Consider the following 19,513-nt stretch of genomic DNA (forward strand, 5'->3'; position numbering starts at 1 on the left):
TGCGCGCATACACGGTCGCGTTGGGTACAATCGTCGGCATAATGGACGACCCTCCCAGTTGTAGAACATCGCCCCACTGTCCGCCTCTCTCACAGGAGAGGAACCTCTGATGGACTACATCATGTTGGGCGTGGGGCTCTTGCTCACGGTCGGCACCGGCCTCTTCGTCGCCAGCGAGTTCGCCCTGGTGAACCTCGATCGCGCGGACCTCGAGGCCAGGCAGGCGAGAGGCGAGTCGCGGCTCTCCCTCACCATCAGCGCCCTCAAGCACACGTCGACCCATCTCTCCGCTGCGCAGCTCGGGATCACGCTGACGACCCTGCTCACCGGGTACACGATGGAGCCGGCGCTGTCGAACCTGCTGCGTCCGACGTTCATCGCCTGGAGCATCCCCGAGGCGGCCGTCACCCCGATCGCGACCATCGTGGCGATGCTGGTGGCGACGGTGCTCTCGATGATCCTCGGCGAGCTCGTCCCGAAGAACTTCGCCCTCGCGCTGCCTCTGGCCACTGCGAAGCTCGTGGTCCCGTTCCAGATCGCCTTCACGACCGTGTTCAAGCCGGCCGTCGTGGTGCTCAACGGCAGCGCGAACGGCGTGCTGCGCAGTATGGGCATCGAGCCGAAGGAGGAGCTCTCGGGGGCCCGGAGCGCTGAGGAGCTCTCCTCTCTCGTGCGCCGTTCCGCCAGCGCCGGTCTGCTGGAAGCCGATACAGCGACGCTCCTCGACCGCACGCTCACCTTCGCCCGGCTGACCGCCGCCGATGTGATGACGGCGCGTCCGAGCATGCATGCGATCGCGGCCGGCGACTCCGCCGACGACGTCATCCAGCTCGCCCGACGCACCGGGCACAGCCGTTTCCCGGTGTACGACGACGACCTGGACGACATCACCGGTGTCGTCCACCTCAAGGCGGCCATCTCCGTGCCTCGAGAGCGTCGGACCGAGGTTCCTGCCGGCGCGCTGGCGACGGAACCGCTCCGGGTGCCGGAGACCGTGCACGTCGACGCCCTGATCGCCGAGCTGCGGGCACGCGGCTACCAACTGGCCGTCGTCGTCGACGAGTACGGCGGCACCGCCGGTCTGGTGACCCTCGAAGACCTGGTCGAAGAGCTCGTGGGCGAGGTCGCCGACGAGCACGATCGCACCAGGGCCGGAGTGATCCGCAACCGCGAGGGCATCACGTTCCCCGGGGAGCTCCGACCGGACGAGCTGCGTCGTCGCGCCGGCGTCGAGGTGCCGGAGGGCGACGTCTACGACACCGTCGGCGGCTACGTCATGAGTGTGCTCGAACGGGTTCCGTCGGTCGGCGACGAGGTCGAGCTCGACACCGGCACGCTCCAGGTCGTGCGCATGGACGGTCGGCGAGTCGATCGGGTGCGCTACGTGCCGAGACCGCTCGCTGTCGATGAGGAGGTGACCCGATGAGCGATTGGGGCGGACTCGCCTGGCTCGTCGTGCTCCTGGTCGCGAACGCGTTCTTCGTCGGCGGCGAGTTCGCCGTGATCTCGGCCAGAAGATCGCAGATCGAGCCGCGCGCGGATCAGGGTTCGCGTGCAGCGAAGACGGCCCTGTACGCGATGGAGCATGCCACGCTCATGCTCGCGACCTCGCAGCTCGGCATCACGATCTGCTCGCTGCTGATCCTCAACGTGTCGGAGCCGGCCATCCACCACCTGCTGTCGGTGCCGCTGCATGCGCTGGGGTGGCCGGACGGCGCCGTCGATGCCGTGTCGTTCACGGTCGCGCTGCTGGTCGTCTCGTTCCTGCACGTGGTGTTCGGTGAGATGGTGCCGAAGAACCTCGCCTTCTCAGTGCCGGACCGCGCTGTGCTGATCCTCGCCCCGCCGCTGGTCTGGGTGTCGAAGGTCTTCATGCCGGTGATCTGGGTGCTCAACGCGGCGGCGAACGGCGTGCTGCGCCTGTTCCGCGTCGAGCCGAAGAATGAAGCGGCATCCACGTTCACGCTCGAAGAGGTCGCGACCATCGTCAGCCAGTCGCGTCGCGAGGGCGTGCTCATGGACACGGCGGGAACCGTCGCCGCCGCCGTCGAGTTCACCGACAAGAAGGCCAGGGATGTCGCTGTGCCCTTGAGCGATCTGGTCACTCTTCCGCAGTCGACGACGCCGGACGACATCGAGAAGGCGGTCGCCCGCTACGGGTTCTCGCGTTACGTGATCGTCGACGACGAGTCGGTTCCGATCGGCTACGTGCACCTCAAGGACATCCTGCGGGCGTCCGAGGGAGCGGACGCCGAGACCAAGATGATCCAGCCGGTCCCGGCCAAGCGTATCCACCACATGGTGCCCGTTCAGGAGAACACCGACCTCGAGGACGCCCTCGCGGTCATGCGCCGCGCGGGCCGGCACCTGGCCAAGGTGCGGGACGCGGAGGGGAACACCACCGCTGTCCTGTTCCTCGAGGACATCCTGGAGGAACTGGTCGGCGAGGTTCAGGACGCGACACGTCGCTTCCGCGGACGCTGATCCTCCACCGCACGACGAAGGCCGCCGAATCCTGCACGGATCGGCGGCCTTCGTCGTCGGGGGCTCAGCGGGGACGGGCGCGCTCGTACTGCGGCGGCCAGGCGACCTCGGCGTCGAGCTCGTGCGCGGCGCGGAGGGCGAAATGCGGGTCGCGCAGCCACTCGCGTCCCGCGAAGATCGCGTCGGCGGCGCCATCGGCGAGCACCTGCTCCGCGTGGGAGGCCGCCGTGATGAGGCCCACCGCGGAGACCGGGATCCGACCGCCTTGACGCACGCCCTCGGCGAGCGGTACCTGGTATCCGGGGAACACGGTGATCTGCTGATGCGCCACGAGGCCACCGCTCGATACGTCGATCAGGTCTGCACCGTGCTGGGTCGCCCAGCCACTGACGATCTCCGCCTCCTCCGGCGTGAACCCGCCCTCCGCGTGGTCGGTGGCGGAGATGCGGACGAACAGCGGCACGTCGACGCCGGTGGCGTCGCGGACGGCGCCGACCACGCGCAGCAGTAGACGAGCGCGGTTCTCGAGCGAACCACCGTATTCGTCCTCACGGTGGTTGGACAGTGGAGAGAGGAACTGGTGGAGGAGGTAGCCATGCGCTCCGTGGATCTCCAGCACGTCGAAGCCCGCGGCGACCGCGCGATGAGCTGCATCGGCGAAGGCCTCCACCACGCGGTCGATGCCCGCCGTATCGAGGGCGATCGGGGTGTCGAAGCCCTCGTAGGCGATGGCGGACGGCGCGGACGTGGTCCATCCACCCTCACCGGTCGGCACAGTGCCTCGTTCGGGAGCCCAGGGCCACCACGTCGAGGCCTTGCGGCCGGCGTGGGCGAGTTGGATGCCCGCGTGCGAGCCCCGATCGTGGATCGCCTGGACGATCGGGGCGAGCACGTCGCGCTGCTCGTCGTTCCAGAGCCCCAGGTCGCGCGGCGAGATCCGCCCGTCGGGGACGACCGAGGTCGCCTCGGCGATGATGAGCCCGGCGCCGCCCGAGGCGAACTGCGCGAGGTGAGTGTGATGCCACTCCTGCGCCACGCCGTCGACGGCGCTGTACATGCACATCGGCGACACCCAGAGGCGATTGCGCAGGGTGACGGAACGGATGGTCAGCGGGGAGAAGAGAAGACTCACCGTTCGACGCTACCGCCGCGCAGGCGACCCGAGGGCCGTCGCACTAACGTGGAGTCATGGTCGAGGTGCGCGAGTGGACGCGAGATGACACGGCGCGGTTGTTCCGTGTTCCCACAGCCGACGACGACAAGTACGCCCGTGGTGTGGTGGCGCTTCGCACCGGGTCGCCCGCATATCCGGGTGCCGCAGTGCTCGGGGTGGAGGCCGCGTGGCGCACGGGCGCCGGATTCGTCCGGTACGTGGGCGCGGAGCGGGTGGCAGATGCTGTTCTCGCCCGACGTCCGGAGACGGTGGCGGGGGCGGATGTCGGCCGGTCGCGGATCGACGCCTGGGTGATCGGTTCCGGCACGGACCCCACCGACCGGGACGACGCGGAGCAGGCCGCCCTCGAGGCGATCGTCGCCGGCGATGCAGCCGTGGTGATCGACGCGGGCGCACTCGATCTCGCCGGGAAGGCGCGCGCTCCTTTCCTGGTGACCCCTCACGCGCGGGAGTTCGCCCGGCTGCAGGAGCAGCTCGGCATCTCCACGTCCGAAGAGGATCGCGCGTCGGCGGCCAGGAGGACGGCGGACCGGGTCGGAGGCACCGTGCTGCTCAAGGGAGCTCGCACGCTGATCGCGTCTCCTGACGGCGGCGTCATCGCCGTCGACGCGGGTACAGGGTGGCTGGCGACCGCAGGGACAGGGGATGTGCTCGCCGGGGTGCTGGGTGCCGTGCTCGCAGCGAACCAGGGCCGCCCGATCGCCGAGGTCGCCGCCGCCGGGGCGTGGATACACGGACAGGCGGGCCGAGTGGCCGCGGGGATGAGCGACGGCGGGACGGGGCATCCGATCGTCGCCATGGACGTCGCTGCGGCGCTGCCGCAGGCGATCGCGGACGTCCTCGCGTGAATCGCCCGCCGACCGGGGTGGCCGTGCTGTGGGTCGCCTTCCTCCTCGCCCACCTGCTCACGGCATGGGCGGGCTGGGTCTATCCCAGTCAGCCCATGGGCGATGTGGTCCTCGTCTACGAGCCCTGGGCTTCGTCAGCCCTCGACGGGGGCCCGATCGTCGGCGTCACCGAGACCTGGGTGTACCCGCAGCTCGCGCTCGTGCCGATGCTCGTGGCCAAGATGCTCGCGGCGCCGCTCGTGCCGCTGCTCGGGGTCTCCGGTGCGTACCTGATCGGGTGGGCTGCCCTCGTCGTGATCCTCGATGCGGTGGCGTTCGGAGTGCTGATCGGCCGCTCGCCGTCGCGCCCGCGCCGCGTGGCCGCCTGGTTCTGGTGCGCGGCGCTGCTCCTCCTCGGACCGATCGCGCTCTATCGGATCGATGCGATCACGGTGCCGATCGCCGTGATCGGCGGGCTCTGGCTCGTGAGTCGGCCGGTCGTCGGTGCTGCCCTCCTCACGGTCGGCGCCTGGATCAAGATCTGGCCGGGCGCGCTCGTGCTCGCCGCCGTGATCGCGCTCAGGGCGCGCATGCGGGTGCTGTTCGCCGCGCTGGCCGTCACGGCCGGAGTCGTCGCAGCGCTGCTCGTGCTCGGAGCGGATTCCGAGATCCTCGGCTTCCTGACGGAGCAGACGGGACGGGGACTGCAGATCGAAGCGGTCGCCGCCACGCCGTTCCTGTGGCTCGCCGTCACCGGGGCCGCCCGCATCGAGTACAGCTTCGAGATCCTGACCTTCCAGATCACGGCACCGGGCGTCGATGCCGTCGCGGCCGTGCTCACGCCCCTGATGGCGGTGTGCGTGCTCGCGGTCGCAGCCGTCGGCGCGCTCAAGGCGATCCGCGGTGCGCGCTTCACCCGGCTGTTCCCTCCGCTCGCCCTCGCGCTCGTGACGCTGCTGATCGTCACGAACAAGGTGGGCTCCCCGCAGTTCCAGACCTGGCTGATCGCGCCGATGATCCTGTGGCTCGTGCTCGACCGCGTCAGGGCGCGCGTCCCCGCCGTCGTCGTCCTCGCCCTCTGTCTGCTCACCTGCCTCGTCTACCCGATCGGCTACGACGCGCTGCTGCGAGCCGATACCCTCTCCGTCGCCGTCCTCACGGTGCGGAACGTCCTTCTCATCGTCCTGCTCGTGCTGGGCATCCGTGCTCTGCTTCGCGTACCCGTCCGCCAACCGAAAACCCTGGAGTGAACCCATGTTGATCGCCTTCTCCGTCGCCCCGAGCGGTACCCCGGCCGAGGGTGCCGAGCGCACCGATGCATCGGTGCACGACGCCGTGGCCGCTGCCGTGCGCGTGGTGCGGGAATCGGGCCTGGCGCACCGCACCACCAGCATGTTCACCGAGATCGAGGGCCCGGACTGGGACACCGTCATGGGCGTCGTGAAGCGTGCGACCGAGGCCGTCATGCCGTTCGGATCGCGGGTCTCGCTCGTGTTGAAGGCCGATATCCGGCCCGGGTACTCCGGAGAGCTCGACGCGAAGATCGAACGCCTCGAGGCTGCTCTCACAGAGGCGGGCTCGGAAGAGGCGGGCTCTGCGCGCGCGGATGACTGACGTCGTCCCGGCGACGTCGATCGCTCTTCGACCGGCGCTCGCCGAGGACGCCGAGTGGATCGCGGAGCTCCGGGCCGACGTGCTCAGAGTCGACCTGGAGCGACTCGGACGTTATGACGAGGTCCGTGTCCGGCAGCGCTTCCGCGACGCGTTCGAGCCTGCGCAGACGCGGATCATCGTCGTGGATGCCGTCGACGTCGGCTCTGTCGCCCTCCGCCGAGACGGCGATTCGCTATGGCTGGAGCACTTCTACATCTCTCCCTCGCACCAGGGTCGCGGGGTCGGGGGCCGCGTGCTCACGACGGTGCTCGACGGTGCCGGCCGGTACCGCCTCAACGTGCTCAGGGGCAGCCCGGCCCGAGGCCTGTACGAGCGCCACGGGTTCGTCGTCGATTCCGAGGACGACGTGGATGTGTTCATGACGCTCGATCGTCCGAGGGCCGGTAGGCTGTTCCGGTGAATCCCTCGACTGAATCGAGGGGTGCGGCGAAGTGGGCGCTCCTCTCTCTCGCCATAGGCAGCTTCGGAATCGGCATGACCGAGTTCGTGGTCATGGGCCTGCTTCCCAACATCGCCGCCGACCTGCTCCCTTCGCTCTGGGCGACCAGCCCGGAAGATGCGCTGAGCCAAGCGGGGTGGCTGATCTCGCTGTACGCGCTGGGTGTGGTGGTCGGCGCCCCGACCATCGCCGGTTTCGTCGCGCGATATCCACGGCATCGGGTGATGATCGTGCTGGCTCTCGCGCTGACGGTGTTCAACGCCCTCACCGTGGTGCTGCCCACGTTCGAGCTCGTCGCCGCGTCCCGCTTCCTCGCCGGTCTCCCGCACGGTGCGTACTTCGGCATCGGTGCACTCGTGGCGGCCGAGGTGATGGGGCCGGGCAACCGTGCCAAGGGCGTGGCCTTCATCCTCACCGGCCTCACGGTCGCGAACGTCGTCGGCGTGCCGCTGGGCACCTTCCTCGGACAGCAGTGGGGGTGGCGCTCGGCCTTCGCCGTCGTCGCCATCGTGTTCGCGCTCGCCACTGTCTGCATCGCGCTGTTCGTGCCGGAGCATCCGGGGGATCCAGGGCGCACGATGCGGCAGGAGCTGCGGGTGTTCCGGATCCCGCAGGTGTGGTTCACGTTGGGTGTCGGCGCGATCGGGTTCGGCGGGTTCTTCGCCGTCTACAGCTACATCGCGCCCCTGGTGACAGAGGTGTCCGGTTCGCCGGAGTGGGTCGTGCCGATCGTGCTCGTGCTGATGGGGCTCGGGATGACGGCGGGAAACCTGGTCGGTGGTCATCTCGCCGACATCGATCTGCGTCGCACGCTGCTCTTCGGTCTCGCCGCCATGGCTCTCGTCTTCGCGCTGCTCGCCTTCCTGTCGTTCTGGATCGTCAGCCTGGCGGTCGTGGTGCTCGTGGTCGGTTTCGTCTCGTCGGTGCTGAGCCCGACGATCCAGACCCGCCTCATGGATGTGGCCGGTGACAACCAGTCGATCGCGGCAGCCATGAACCACTCCGCGCTCAACATCGGCAACAGTCTGGGTGCCTTCCTCGGCGGCGTCGTGATCGCCGCAGGCTGGGGCTTCACGGCACCGGCGTGGACAGGGGCCGCGCTCGCCGTGGCGGGTCTGCTGATCGCCCTGCTGTCCTATCGCGTCGAAGGGCGTCGTCCCGCGCCGGTGGAGCTCGTCACAGCGGTATCGGCCGGATCGGCATCGGTCGTCTCGACATCGACAGCACCGACCTCGACCGCACCGTAGACGACCGCACCGTAGACGACCGCACCGTAGACGACCGCACCGTAGACGACCGCACCGTAGAGTGACGGGGTGAGTGCTCCCGAGACGACTCTGCCCGTGGCCGGGACCGTTGTCCTGCTGCGGGCGTCGGATGCGGGGTTCGAGGTGCTCCTGATGCGGCGGCCCGATCGCGGCTCGTTCGCGGGAGCGTGGGTCTTCCCCGGGGGCAAGGTCGAGCCCGGTGACATCCGCGGGGGTGGCGACATCGACGATGCGCGGCACGCCGCCATCAGGGAGACCGCCGAGGAGGTCGGCCTCACGGTCGAGGATCTCATCGTGCTGTCGGAGTGGCAGCCGCCGCCGGAGGCACCGACGCGCATCCGGACCTGGTTCTTCCTCGCTCACGCACCGACCGGGGAGGCCGCGCCCTCCGCCGACGAGGTCGAGGAGATCGCGTGGGTGCGCCCGGCTGAGGCGCTCGCGCGCCATGCGTCCGGGACGTGGAGCCTGTACCCGCCCACCTGGATCACACTGCATCAGCTCTCGGCGTTCGGCGATGTGTCCTCGGCACTCTCCTCGGGCGGCTCGGCCCAGCTGTTCCAGACGCGGGTGCTCGACTCCGATGCCGGTCGGGGTTTCGCCTGGGAGCAGGGGCGTCTCGAGGCGGGTTCGCTGCCCTGGCGGTTCGAACCGAGCTGAGCGGAGGGGTCAGCTCTCGAGCAGGCGCCGCAGATTCGAGCCGACCGCCTCGGTCTCGATGAGGAAGCCGTCGTGTCCGAAGTCGCTGGCGATGACCACGGCCTCGTCGTCGATGACGTTCGGGATGCTGCGGGCGATGCGCTGCTGTCCGTCGACAGGGAAGAGCCGGTCGCTGTCGATCCCGAGCACCAACGTGGTCGCGGTGACGGCATGCAGCGCCTCTTCGACGCCTCCTCGACCGCGGCCGACGTCGTGCGAGTTCATGGCCTCGACCAGGGTGATGTAGCTGTTCGCGTCGAATCGGCGTGTGAACTTGTTGCCATGGAAGTCGAGGTACGACTCCACCGCGAAGCGTCCGCCGTGACCGAGCGGTGACACGTCGGACTGCCAGGAGCGCTGGAACCGCTGATTCAGCTCGATCGGGCTGCGGTAGTTCAGCAGAGCCATGCGTCGGGCGAGGGCGAGCCCCCGGTGCGGACCGTCGCCGTCCGCGAGGTCGTAGTACTCGCCGCCCTGGAAGCGCGGGTCCATGCGGATGGTCTCCAACTGCACGGTGTTGAGCGCGATCTGGTCGGCGGTGGTCACCGGGGGAGAGGAGAGCACGGCGAGGCGCTGCACACGCTCGGGGTGCGTGGCCGCCCATTCCAGCGCGTGCATCCCTCCCATGGAGCCGCCGATGACCGCGGCCCAGCTGTCGATGCCGAGAGCATCGGCGAGGCGCACCTGGGCGGCGACCTGGTCGCGGATGGTCAGGTAGGGGAAGCGCGACGCCCATTCGTAGCCGTCCGCGGCGATGCTCGCAGGTCCCGTCGATCCCTGGCATCCTCCCAGCATGTTCGGGGCGATCACGAACCAGCGGTCCGTGTCGAGCGGAGCGCCAGGACCAGTGATGTCCTCCCACCAGCCCGCGGTGGGGTGGCCGGCGCCCGCGGCTCCGCGCACGTGACTGTCGCCGGTGAGCGCGTGCAGCACCAGGACGGCATTGTCCCGTGCCGCGTTCAGCTCGCCCCAGGACTCGTAGGCGATGCGGATGCCGGGGAGCTCTGCACCGCTCTCGGTCGCGAACGGTCCGAAGGCGGCGAAGCGACGACCCCCCACGGGGTCGCCGTCCCGCCAGGCGCCGGTCGCCGGCGGACGGGCGCGGAGCAGCCTGACATCGGCCTCCGTCACGGGTGCAGAGGGCACCGTGTCCTCGGAGGTCGTCTGCCAATCCATGCTTCCATTCTCGCCTGGCAGGGCACCCCTCGGTGGCAGGTTACGGAGTGATCGCGGATCGGGCTCGGGTGACGGTCGCCAGATGGTCGCTGTTGCCTGCGCGCATGGTGCCAGAGGTGACGACGTCGAGTCCGCGTACGAACACCTGGTCGATGCGGACGAGTGGGAAGGCCGTGGGCCATGTGAAGCCCAGGCTTCCGTCGGTCGGGCGCACCCAGTCGGTCTCCGCGCGCAGGGCGGTCAGACTCGGATCGGTCGACGGTGCGTTGAAGTCGCCGACGACGATCAGCGACTCCGCCGGGTCGGACGCCACCTCTTCCGCGATGCCGCCCAGCATGGTGTCACGGTCCTGTTGGTGCCCTGGCCGTACCGATGCCGCGTGCAGCACATAGACGGCGACGGGAGCGGACGGGGCCTGCACCTCGACGCGAAGCGCGCGCTTCCAGCTGAGTCCGAGTGTGAGGGGCTCGGCATCAGCGAGGGGATACCTGCTCCAGACGCCCACCGTCCCGACGGTGTAGGAGTGCGGGTACTCCGCTGTGAGGGTGTCCTGCGCGGCGGAGAGGCTGTCTCCGTCGAGCTCGACGAGGGCGATCACGTCGGCACCGCTCTGCGCCAGCTCGGAGGCGGAGGATGCGGCTCCACCGGAGCGCGCTCGCACGTTCTGACTCACGACGGTCAGCTCGGATGCGGCAGCCGACTCCACGTCCGCCCCGCCGGGGAGGCCGGGGAACGCCGGCATCATCGCGAGGGCCCACAGGAGTGCGGGAACCAGGATCAGGACGAGAACTCGCGGCGCACGCAGGAGGGCGACCAGCACCAGTGCGACGAGGATGATCCCCAGCCACGGGAGGACAGCCGAGACCGCGGTGCCGACGAGCCCCGGGATCCAGCCGCAGGCGACGACGAGCGCCAGGAGGACACCGGTCACGGCGAGCCACCGGGCGACGGTCCGTGACCGCCGCGTGCGGTGCGGGGGGTGCTGAGCGTCGATCATGGTCTCCTCGGGGCGGAGTCCCATTCTCGACGGAACCGCCTGTGGGTCGGCCGGGTGAGGCCGTCGCCGTCACACGTCGATGCCCCGGAACGCAGGGCTCCGGGGCATCGACGTGGTGCGGGGATCAGGCGCGGGCGGCCTCCGAGACGGCACGTGCTGCGGCGAGGGCCTGCTCGAGGTCGGCCTTGAGGTCATCGACGTTCTCGATGCCGACGGAGAGCCGGACCAGACCGGGAGTCACGCCGGCGGTCAGCTGCTGCTCGGGCGTCAGCTGCGCGTGCGTGGTGGACGCCGGGTGGATGACGAGCGAGCGCACGTCGCCGATGTTGGCGAGGTGGCTGAACAGCGACAGGCTGTTGACGAACTCGCGACCGGCCTCGACGCCGCCCTTCAGCTCGAACGACAGCACGGCTCCGACGCCCTTGGGGGCGTACTCGTTCGCCTTGGCGTACCACGGCGACGAAGGCAGGCCCGAGTAGTTGACGGTCGCGACGTCGTCGCGGCTGTCGAGCCACTCGGCGATCTCCTGCGCGTTCTGCACGTGCCGCTCGATGCGCAGCGAAAGGGTCTCGACGCCCTGGATGAGGTTCCAGGCGCTCTGCGGCGCGATCGCCGATCCCAGGTCGCGCAGCAGCTGCACTCGCGCCTTGATGATGTACGCGAGCGGGTCGCCCACAGCAGCCGTGTAGCTGGCGCCGTGGTACGACGGGTCGGGCACCGTGAGGCCGGGGAAGGTGTCGACGTGCTTCGACCACTCGAACTTGCCGCCGTCGATGATGACGCCGCCGATGGTCGTGCCGTGTCCGCCGAGGAACTTGGTGACCGAGTGGACGACGATGTCGGCGCCGTGCTCGAACGGGCGGATCAGGTACGGGGTGGCGATCGTGTTGTCGACGATCAGAGGGACGCCGTTCTCGTGCGCGATGTCGGCGACGGTGCGGATGTCGAGGATGTTGATCTGCGGGTTGCCGATCGTCTCCGCGAAGAACAGCTTCGTGTTCGGACGGACGGCGCGGCGCCACTCCTCGGCGTCGTCCTGGTTCTCGACGAAGGTGACCTCGATGCCGAGCTTCGCCAGCGTGTACTTGAAGAGGTTGTAGGTTCCGCCGTAGATCGAGCTCGACGCCACGAAGTGGTCGCCGGCCTGGGCGATGTTGAGGATCGCGAAGGTCGATGCCGCCTGGCCGCTCGCGAGGACGAGCGCCCCGGTGCCGCCCTCGAGCGCGGCGAGACGCTGCTCGAGCACGTCCTGCGTCGGGTTCTGGATACGGGTGTAGATGTTGCCGAACTCCGCCAGCGCGAAGAGGTTGGCCGCGTGGTCGGCGCTGTCGAACACGTACGAGGTGGTCTGGTAGATCGGCGTGGCACGCGCCTTGGTGACCGGGTCGGGGGCAGCGCCGGAGTGGATCTGCTTGGTCTCGAAGCGCCAGGACTCGGGTGCGGACATGTGATTCCCCCAGAAGTGGTCGGAAGGTCGGATGGCGGATGCCGTTGCAGCGACAGTACGGAATATCGGCGCTTGTCAACAACAGGTGGGAAATGTGACGTAACAGAGGGGAGCCCCGGAATCACGCGGCGGGAGGGTTCCACGACAGCGCCGTGGGGGGAGCTCGCAATCGGGGGAGAACGCCGTACGGTGGAGGCATGGTGAACAGACGAGCAGTGGTGACAGGTGCGAGTTCGGGCATCGGCGCAGCGACGGTGCGTGCGCTCCGTGCCAGGGGATGGGACGTCGTCGGTGTGGCACGCCGCGCGGATCGACTGGCCGCGCTCGCCGCGGAGACCGGGGCTTCGGCCATCGCCTGCGACCTGACCGATTCGTCCGCCGTCGAGGCGCTCGTGGGCGAGATCGAGCGATCCGGCCCGGTCCACGCTCTCGTCCAGGTCGCCGGTGGCGCCCGTGGCACCGATCGCATCGAGGACGCGTCCGTCGAGGACTGGCAGTGGATGTTCGACGCCAACGTCCTGGCGAGTCAGCGTCTCGTCGCGGGCCTGCTTCCGCTGCTGCGCCGTGCGGCTGCCGCGGACGGCCACGCGGATGCGCTCTTCGTGACGTCCACTGCCGCGCAGACCGCGTATGCCGGAGGTGCGGGCTACAACGCGGCGAAGGCTGCGGAGGGGATGCTGGTGAAGGTGCTCCGGCAGGAGCTCAACGGCGAGCCCATCCGTGTGGTCGAGGTGGCTCCGGGAATGGTGCACACCGAGGAGTTCACGCTCAATCGGCTCGGCGGTGACCCCGTGGCTGCGGAGGCGGTGTACGCCGGTGTCGAAGCCCCGCTCGTGGCCGATGACGTCGCCGACGTGATCGCCTACGCCCTGGAGTCTCCCGGCCACGTGAATCTCGACCTGATCACGATGCGTCCGGTCGCGCAGTCCGCACAGCACCTGCTCGCCCGCGGGCCGCTGCGCGTGCGATCGGCCGATTGACGATGGCGCAGACTCTCGCGGAGCTCGCCGCCGAGGGGCGGATCGATGAGGGATGGGCCGAGGCGCTGGCCCCGGTGCAGGACACGATCACCGCGCTGGGTGAGCGCCTCCGTGCCGAGCAGCAGGCAGGGCACGGCTACCTCCCGGCGGGTGGGAATGTGCTCCGAGCGTTCCAGCGGCCCCTGTCGGACGTGCGGGTGCTCATCACAGGACAGGATCCGTACCCCACTCCGGGGCACCCCATCGGGTTGTCGTTCGCCGTGGATCGCGACGTGCGCCCCCTGCCCCGCAGCCTTGCGAACATCTACAAGGAGCGGCAGAGCGATCTCGGGATTCCACCGGCACCGCACGGAGACCTCACCGCGTGGAGCGATCAGGGCGTCCTCCTGCTCAACCGGGTGCTCACCGTGCGCCCCGGCGCGGCGGCGTCGCATCGAGGCTGGGGGTGGGAGAAGGTCACCGAGCTGGCCATCCGCACCCTCGTCGCCCGCGATCAGCCGCTCGTCGCGATCCTGTGGGGCAGGGACGCGGCGAACCTGCAGCCTCTCCTGGGCGAGACGCCGGTGATCTCTTCCGCACACCCCTCGCCCCTCTCCGCCAGCCGTGGCTTCTTCGGGTCGCGACCGTTCTCCCGTGCCAACACCCTTCTCGAGGAGCAGGGTGCGGCGGCGGTGGACTGGCGAGTGGATGGCGAAGGCCCTCTCTCCCTAAGCTGAGCGCATGCAATTCGAGCCGGGGGACCGTCGCCGCGTTCTCCCGCGCCATCTCCGACCTGCCCCGGCCCCCGAGGTCTTCTCCTATGCGATCCGCCCGGTCCGCCCGGCGGATCTGCCGCACGTGCGTGAGATATACAACCACTTCGTGAGCAACTCGGCCGTGACCCTCGACGAGCGCCGCAGCAGCATCCCCTACTGGCGTGAGAAGTACGCGCTGCTGACCAGGCTGCAGCTGCCGTTCCTCGTGGCGGTGTCCCCGGGCGGCGAAGTGATGGGCTACGCGCTGGCGCAGCCCTGGGCGGGGAAGAACGCCTACAAGTACACGGTCGAGGACTCGATCTACCTCGGTCCGGGAGCCGGGGGCAAGGGGCTCGGCGCGGCACTGCTGCAAGCACTCATCGACGCCTGCGAGCAGATCGGTCTGCGCGAGATGGTCGCGGTCATCAGCGATCATGGCGCCGAGGCGTCGATCCGACTGCACGAGAAGCTCGGCTTCGTCGAGGCCGGACGGATGGGGCGGGTCGGCTACAAGTTCGGCAGGGACCTCGGCACCGTGTACATGCGTCGTGTGCTCACGCCGACGGGGCGGCGACGAGGAAAGCTGTTCGGCGCGCGACGCTGATGCCCGGAGGGGCGCACCCCGTTCACCTCGTCCGCTCAACCGCCCGGCGGGGTGGGGATGACGGGGATCGCCGCGAGCAGCCTCCTGGTGTAGTCCTGCGTGGGGTGCAGGAGCACATCGCTCGTCGCGCCCCGTTCGACGACGCGCCCGTCCTTCATCACGACGACCGTGTCGCAGAGGTTCTGCACCACGCCGATGTCGTGAGACACGAGCACGAGTGTGAGGTTGCCCGTGCGTCGCAGCTCGATCAGCAGCTCGAGGATCTGCGCGCGCACGGTGACGTCCAGGGCGGACAGGGGTTCGTCGCCGACCAGGACCCGCGGACCGTGGACGATCGCCCTCGCGAGCGCGATCCGTTGACGCTGCCCGCCGGAGAACTCGTGGGGATACCGGTCTGCCATGTCGGGCTCGAGGCCCACCTGGGCCAGTACCTCGCGGACGCGCGCGCGGTGGTCGCCTTCGACGCCGAGCGCCCACAGCGGTTCGCGGACGATCTGGCCTGCCGTCATGCGCGGGTCCAGGGACGCGTAGGGATCCTGGAAGACCAATCCCGTCTCCCGCCGCAGCCAGTGCAGGGACTTCGCGGGAGCGGATGCGTCCACGGCACGTCCGTCGACCGTCACAGAGCCGGATGTCGGGCGGTCGAGTCCCAGCAGCAGTCGCACCAAGGTGGACTTGCCCGATCCCGACTCGCCGATGATGCCGACCGCTGACCCCTCGACGATGTCGAGGTCGGTCGGGGCCAGGGCGGTCACGGTTCGGGCACGCTCGAACGCGGAGCGCTTCGGTGCGAAGAAGTCCCGGCCGAGGCCTCGTGCTTCGATCAGGCTCATGCGGTGCCCCCGTCCGGACGCCAGAGCGTGGCCGTCGCATCACGCAGCAGTCCCTGCGTGATCGGCGAAGCGGGACTCGACAGAAGGGTGGAGACCGGTGCGGCTTCGACGACCTTGCCGTGTTCGAGCACGACACCCTCGGTCGCGACCTGGGCGAGCACGGCGAGATCGTGGGTGATGAAGACCAGCGACATGCCCTCGTCCGCGACGAGCGTCAGCAGCAGGGAGAGGATCTCCGCCTGGATCGTGACATCCAATGCCGTGGTCGGCTCGTCTGCGATGAGCAGACGCGGACGACAGGCGAGAGCCATCGCGATCGCGACGCGCTGCCTCTGACCGCCGGAGAGCTGGTGCGGGTAGCGGTCGACGATCGACTCCGGGTCGGGCAGCCGCACCCGAGCCGCTTCCGCGATCGCCCGTTCTCGCGCCGCGCGGCGTCCGAGTCCTTCGTGGATGCGGATCGATTCCGCGATCTGGCGTCCGACGGTCCTGATCGGGTTGAGCGCGGTGCGGGGCTCCTGGAACACGATGCCGATGTCGTCTCCTCGGAGGCGCGCGAGCTCGCGGTCCGGCATCCCGATCAGTTCGATCCCTTTCCAGCGGATGCTTCCCCTGGCGGTCGCACCGTCGGGGAGCAGTCCCAGCACCGCGAGGGCGGTGAGCGACTTCCCCGAGCCGGATTCCCCGATCAGCCCGAGCCTCGCTCCGTCTGCGACCTCGAAGGAGACGCCGTCGACCACCGGCCGACCGTCGATCTCGATCACGAGGTCCTGCACCGACAGGCTCATGCGACCACCCCCGGAGTGTGGATCTCGGCGGAGCGGTGCCGCAGCGTCGGATCCGTCGCCTCGCGCAGACCGTCACCCAGCAGGTTCAGCGCGAGCACCGTGATCGTGATGGCGAGTCCCGGCCAGATGACCGACAGCGGATGCACCCCGATGTAGCGCTGGAGGTCGGCGAGCAGCAGGCCCCAGCTCGGATCGACCACGGAGGCGCCGAAACCCAGGTACGACAGGCCGGCCTCCGCGAGGACGGCGACGGCCATCGACCAGGACAGCTGCACGATGAAGACGGGTGCCACGTTCGGCAGCAGGTGGCGCACCAGGCTCTGCGCGGGGGTGAGTCCTGCGGCTCTGGCGGCGAGGACGAAGTCGCTCTGCTGCACGCGGCGCAGCTCCGGACGCGTGACCCTCGCGATGTTGACGCCGAAGCCGATGCCGACCGCCCAGATCACGACCCAGAGCGAACCGCCCCAGACAGAGGAGATCATCATCGCGATCAACAGCACAGGGAAGGCGATCAGGATGTCGACGAGCACGGCGACGGTCTCCCGCATCCACCGTGCGGTGAGCGCTCCGAGTGCGGCCAGGGCGATCCCCACAGCCGTGGCGATGATGCCGGCCCCCACGCTCACGAACACCGTCGTGCGGGCACCAGCCATCAGCAGACTCAGGATGTCGCGTCCGGTGTCGTCGGTGCCGAGGACGTGGGGCCAGCTCGGCGGCAGCCACCGATCGCCGATGTCCGAGGCCTGCGGATCGAACGGCGTCCAGAGGAGCGAGATCAGCGCGGTCATGACGATCACCAGGACGACGACGATGCCGAAGCGTCCTGTGGAGGTGTCCCAGAGGCGGGAGAGCCAGCGCGGATTCATGCGGACTCCCGCTGACGAGGATCGATCGCGCGGTGCAGGAGGTCGACCAGGAAACCGACGACCAAGACGAATCCGGTGAGGACGAGGAGTTCGCTCTGCACCTTGATCAGATCGCGCGTGCCGACATCGGCCACGAGCATACGGCCGATCCCCGGCAGGGTGAACAGCTGTTCGATCACGACGGACCCGACGATGATGCCGGCCACCTGGAGCCCGAGCACGGTGATGATGGAGAGGCCGACGGCGGGGATGCCGTGCTGGATGAGGGCTCGGGTACGGGTGAGACCCTTCGCGGCGGCGGTGCGGACGAAGTCATGTCCCGCTGCCTGCAGGGTCGCGCTGCGTACGAACCGCATGAGCATCGCCCCCTCGACGATCCCGATCGTGAGCGCGGGGAGCAGCAGCGACTCGATCGCCTTCCCCGGTGTGGACCAGCCGGTGCGGGGGAAGCCCTGGGGAGGAAGCCATCCCAGCCATACCGAGAACACGACGATCAGCATCATGCCGGCCCAGACGACGGGGACGGCGGCGAGCGTCTGGGCTCCGACGCTGAGCGCCGTCCCGCCGCGCCGATTGCGAAGAAGGGCGGCGAGGATCCCGAACGGCACAGCGATGACGACGGCGATCAGGAGCGACATCGCTCCGAGCGGAACGGTGACCTGGGCCTTGAGGAGGATCTCTTCGCCGACGGAGGCGCCGGACAGCAGCGATGTGCCGAGATCGCCGCGGAAGATGCCCCCGATCCAGTCGGTGTACTGGGCGAGGAGCGGGCGATTCAGGCCGAGGGATTCGCGGAGCGCTTCGACCTCGGCGGGTGAGGCCTGCGTGCCGGCGATGAGCTGTGCGACATCGCCGGGGAAGACGCGCAGCGTCAGGAAGATGAGCGCGCTCGACACGAGGAGCCCTGCGATGAGCAGGGCTCCCCGGACGAGCGCATAGCGGATCACGACGCGGTGATCGCTTGCTACTTCTCAGCGGAGACGGTGACGCCCGTGAGGTTGATGCGGGAGTTGATCGAGTCTTCGGGGAAGCCGGACACGATGGGGCTCACGGCGGTGATGGTCTCTCCGTTGTAGAGCCAATCGGCGGCGTGGTCTTCCGAGGCGATGCGCGCTGCCTGTGCCAGCAGGTCGGCGGACTTGTCGGGGTCGACCTCGGCCAGAGCTTTCGTGTACAGATCCTGCACCTCGGCGTTGTCGTAGCCGAAGTAGTAGTCGGGGTTGGCGAAGTTGCCGAAGTCGCGCGGCTCGACGTGCAGCACGAAGCTGAGGTCGTAGTCGTGGTTCGTGTACACGTCCTCCAGCCAGGTGGGGAACTCGACCGAGTTCACCTCGAGCGTCACGCCGACCTTCTTGAAGTCCGAGATCAGCACCTTGGGCACGGTCGTGCCGTAGAACGAGGGGATCGTGAGGGTCAGCTCGAGGTCCTCCTGACCGGCCTCAGCGAGGAGCTTCTTCGCCTTCTCCGGGTCGTAGGAGATCACGTCGGACAGGTCCTCGTAGCCCGGGTCGAGTTCGGGGATGGGCCCGTACAGTGCCGTGCCGGCGCCGACCGCGTCGATGAGAGCCTCATGGTCGATGGCGAGGCGCAGGGCTTCGCGCACCCGCACGTCGTCGAGCGGCGCCTTCTTGTTGTTGAACGCGAGAGTGGCCTTGTCGGTGGTGCGTCCCGTGGTGAGGGTGAAGTCCCCGGAGTCTTCGAGCTGAGGCGCGAGGTTCGGGTCGACGGCCGTGAGCACGTCGACATCGCCGGCCAGTGCGGCGTTGACGCCGGCGGTGAAGTCGGGGATGTACTGGAACTCGACCTGGGCGACGCCGGCAGGATCCCCCCAGTAGGCGTCGTTGCGCGTGAAGGTGATGGTGCTTCCCTTGTTCCAACGCGTCAGCGTGAAGGGACCTGTGCCGTTCTCCGCGGTCTTCAGATCGGTGGTGTCGCCGGACTTGAACACGAGACCGGCCGGGCCGGTGAGCGCGAAGAGGAAGTTCTGGTTCGGAGCGGACAGGGTGATCTGAACCGTGGTCGGGTCCGGCGCCGTGATCGCTGTGACCGACGCGAAGTCCGCGTTGCCCTGCACGGTGGCGTCCGTGCGCACGGTCTCGTACGAGGAGACGACGTCCGCCGACGTCAGCGGCGTGCCGTCGTGGAAGACCACGCCGTCGTTGAGGGTGAAGGTATATGTGAGCCCGTCCGAGGAGACCTCGTAGTCGGAGGCGAGACGCCCCTCGATCTCGTTGTCCTGCGTGCGCGTGACGAGGCCCTCGTAGATGTTGTCGATCAGGATCTGCTCGAGTGCCGCGCCGCTGGTGTGGCGGATGTCGAGGTTGGTGGGCTCGAGGACGAGGCCGACGTGGAGAGTGGCGCTCGGGTCGGGGGCGCCGGGTGAGCTGCTGGTCTCCGGCTCGGTGGTGCCGGAGCAGGCGCTGAGGATGACGGCGGTGGCCGCGAGGGCGGATATCAGCGCGAGACGTCGGGTACGTCGGAACATGGGTGTTTCCTCTCGGTGCGGCAACTGCTGTGTGCCGTGGA

Annotated in this window: 20 protein-coding genes; 11 read left to right on the plus strand and 9 right to left on the minus strand. The window is 69.0% G+C overall.

Annotated features, from left to right (window positions below):
* Nucleotides 1-109 precede the first annotated feature (109 nt).
* On the plus strand, nucleotides 110-1,426 hold the full coding sequence (locus HDC31_RS06775) for a hemolysin family protein (RefSeq protein ID WP_113681591.1): 1,317 nt from the start codon (nucleotides 110-112) through the stop codon (nucleotides 1,424-1,426).
* Entirely contained in the window at nucleotides 1,423-2,484 is a 1,062-nt protein-coding gene (locus HDC31_RS06780) for a hemolysin family protein (protein WP_046749470.1), read from the plus strand. Before HDC31_RS06775 ends, HDC31_RS06780 begins: the two co-directional genes overlap by 4 nt.
* A 64-nt stretch (nucleotides 2,485-2,548) precedes the next feature.
* Here HDC31_RS06780 and HDC31_RS06785 read toward each other — a convergent pair whose 3' ends face one another.
* Nucleotides 2,549-3,616 carry an NADH:flavin oxidoreductase/NADH oxidase gene (locus HDC31_RS06785; protein ID WP_113681590.1) on the minus strand — a complete coding sequence of 356 codons (1,068 nt, stop codon included), beginning with the start codon at nucleotides 3,614-3,616 and terminating at the stop codon, nucleotides 2,549-2,551.
* Between the two features lie 56 nt (nucleotides 3,617-3,672).
* On the opposite strand from HDC31_RS06785, the gene HDC31_RS06790 reads away from it, so the two are divergent.
* From HDC31_RS06790 to HDC31_RS06815, 6 genes are all read left to right on the plus strand, one after another.
* Nucleotides 3,673-4,506: an NAD(P)H-hydrate dehydratase gene (locus HDC31_RS06790; protein ID WP_061017300.1), complete on the plus strand. Its 834-nt coding sequence runs from the start codon at nucleotides 3,673-3,675 to the stop codon at nucleotides 4,504-4,506.
* A complete protein-coding gene (locus HDC31_RS06795) occupies nucleotides 4,503-5,735 on the plus strand; it encodes a hypothetical protein (protein ID WP_230977869.1) in 1,233 nt (410 codons plus the stop codon). The genes HDC31_RS06790 and HDC31_RS06795 overlap by 4 nt, the downstream gene beginning before the upstream one ends.
* A 4-nt stretch (nucleotides 5,736-5,739) precedes the next feature.
* Nucleotides 5,740-6,099, plus strand: coding sequence for a thiamine-binding protein (locus tag HDC31_RS06800; protein WP_113681589.1), 360 nt, complete (start codon nucleotides 5,740-5,742; stop codon nucleotides 6,097-6,099).
* Nucleotides 6,092-6,559 (plus strand): GNAT family N-acetyltransferase, encoded by a 468-nt coding sequence (locus HDC31_RS06805; RefSeq protein ID WP_113681588.1) that lies wholly within the window; start codon nucleotides 6,092-6,094, stop codon nucleotides 6,557-6,559. Before HDC31_RS06800 ends, HDC31_RS06805 begins: the two co-directional genes overlap by 8 nt.
* A complete protein-coding gene (locus tag HDC31_RS06810; RefSeq protein WP_058631349.1) occupies nucleotides 6,556-7,845 on the plus strand; it encodes an MFS transporter in 1,290 nt (429 codons plus the stop codon). The genes HDC31_RS06805 and HDC31_RS06810 overlap by 4 nt, the downstream gene beginning before the upstream one ends.
* 69 nt (nucleotides 7,846-7,914) lie before the next feature.
* Complete coding sequence (locus tag HDC31_RS06815; protein ID WP_113681587.1) at nucleotides 7,915-8,523, plus strand: NUDIX domain-containing protein; 609 nt, start codon at nucleotides 7,915-7,917, stop codon at nucleotides 8,521-8,523.
* Nucleotides 8,524-8,532: 9 nt separating this feature from the next.
* Here HDC31_RS06815 and HDC31_RS06820 read toward each other — a convergent pair whose 3' ends face one another.
* The 3 genes from HDC31_RS06820 to HDC31_RS06830 all read right to left on the minus strand — a co-directional run bounded on the left by HDC31_RS06820 (nucleotide 8,533) and on the right by HDC31_RS06830 (nucleotide 12,182).
* Complete coding sequence (locus HDC31_RS06820; RefSeq protein WP_113681586.1) at nucleotides 8,533-9,738, minus strand: homoserine O-acetyltransferase; 1,206 nt, start codon at nucleotides 9,736-9,738, stop codon at nucleotides 8,533-8,535.
* A gap of 40 nt (nucleotides 9,739-9,778) precedes the next feature.
* Nucleotides 9,779-10,735: an endonuclease/exonuclease/phosphatase family protein gene (locus tag HDC31_RS06825; RefSeq protein WP_218867336.1), complete on the minus strand. Its 957-nt coding sequence runs from the start codon at nucleotides 10,733-10,735 to the stop codon at nucleotides 9,779-9,781.
* Nucleotides 10,736-10,859: 124 nt separating this feature from the next.
* Nucleotides 10,860-12,182, minus strand: a complete 1,323-nt coding sequence (locus HDC31_RS06830; protein ID WP_046749463.1) for a bifunctional o-acetylhomoserine/o-acetylserine sulfhydrylase — start codon at nucleotides 12,180-12,182, stop codon at nucleotides 10,860-10,862.
* A 197-nt stretch (nucleotides 12,183-12,379) separates the two neighbouring features.
* Here HDC31_RS06830 and HDC31_RS06835 point away from each other — a divergent pair, with 197 nt between their 5' ends.
* Genes HDC31_RS06835 through HDC31_RS06845 form a run of 3 tightly spaced genes read left to right on the plus strand, consistent with a single transcriptional unit; the run spans nucleotide 12,380 to nucleotide 14,500 of the window.
* Nucleotides 12,380-13,162: an SDR family oxidoreductase gene (locus HDC31_RS06835; protein WP_174799784.1), complete on the plus strand. Its 783-nt coding sequence runs from the start codon at nucleotides 12,380-12,382 to the stop codon at nucleotides 13,160-13,162.
* Between the two features lie 2 nt (nucleotides 13,163-13,164).
* The gene (locus tag HDC31_RS06840) at nucleotides 13,165-13,878 is read left to right on the plus strand and encodes a uracil-DNA glycosylase (protein ID WP_046749462.1); all 714 of its coding nucleotides are present in this window, start codon (nucleotides 13,165-13,167) and stop codon (nucleotides 13,876-13,878) included.
* Between the two features lie 4 nt (nucleotides 13,879-13,882).
* Entirely contained in the window at nucleotides 13,883-14,500 is a 618-nt protein-coding gene (locus tag HDC31_RS06845) for a GNAT family N-acetyltransferase (protein ID WP_046749461.1), read from the plus strand.
* 35 nt (nucleotides 14,501-14,535) lie between these two features.
* Here HDC31_RS06845 and HDC31_RS06850 read toward each other — a convergent pair whose 3' ends face one another.
* From HDC31_RS06850 to HDC31_RS06870, 5 genes are read right to left on the minus strand one after another with little or no spacing between them, the layout of a single operon-like run.
* Nucleotides 14,536-15,333: an ABC transporter ATP-binding protein gene (locus HDC31_RS06850; protein ID WP_061017283.1), complete on the minus strand. Its 798-nt coding sequence runs from the start codon at nucleotides 15,331-15,333 to the stop codon at nucleotides 14,536-14,538.
* Complete coding sequence (locus HDC31_RS06855; protein ID WP_113681583.1) at nucleotides 15,330-16,121, minus strand: ABC transporter ATP-binding protein; 792 nt, start codon at nucleotides 16,119-16,121, stop codon at nucleotides 15,330-15,332. The genes HDC31_RS06850 and HDC31_RS06855 overlap by 4 nt, the downstream gene beginning before the upstream one ends.
* On the minus strand, nucleotides 16,118-16,987 hold the full coding sequence (locus HDC31_RS06860) for an ABC transporter permease (protein WP_113681582.1): 870 nt from the start codon (nucleotides 16,985-16,987) through the stop codon (nucleotides 16,118-16,120). The genes HDC31_RS06855 and HDC31_RS06860 overlap by 4 nt, the downstream gene beginning before the upstream one ends.
* Nucleotides 16,984-17,934, minus strand: a complete 951-nt coding sequence (locus HDC31_RS06865) for an ABC transporter permease (RefSeq protein ID WP_113681581.1) — start codon at nucleotides 17,932-17,934, stop codon at nucleotides 16,984-16,986. Before HDC31_RS06865 ends, HDC31_RS06860 begins: the two co-directional genes overlap by 4 nt.
* Nucleotides 17,935-17,951: 17 nt before the next feature.
* Nucleotides 17,952-19,472 carry an ABC transporter substrate-binding protein gene (locus HDC31_RS06870; protein ID WP_113681580.1) on the minus strand — a complete coding sequence of 507 codons (1,521 nt, stop codon included), beginning with the start codon at nucleotides 19,470-19,472 and terminating at the stop codon, nucleotides 17,952-17,954.
* Nucleotides 19,473-19,513: the final 41 nt, after the last annotated feature.

The organism is Microbacterium sp. JAI119 (genome assembly GCF_013410135.1).
Classification (GTDB): Bacteria; Actinomycetota; Actinomycetes; order Actinomycetales; family Microbacteriaceae; genus Microbacterium; species Microbacterium oxydans.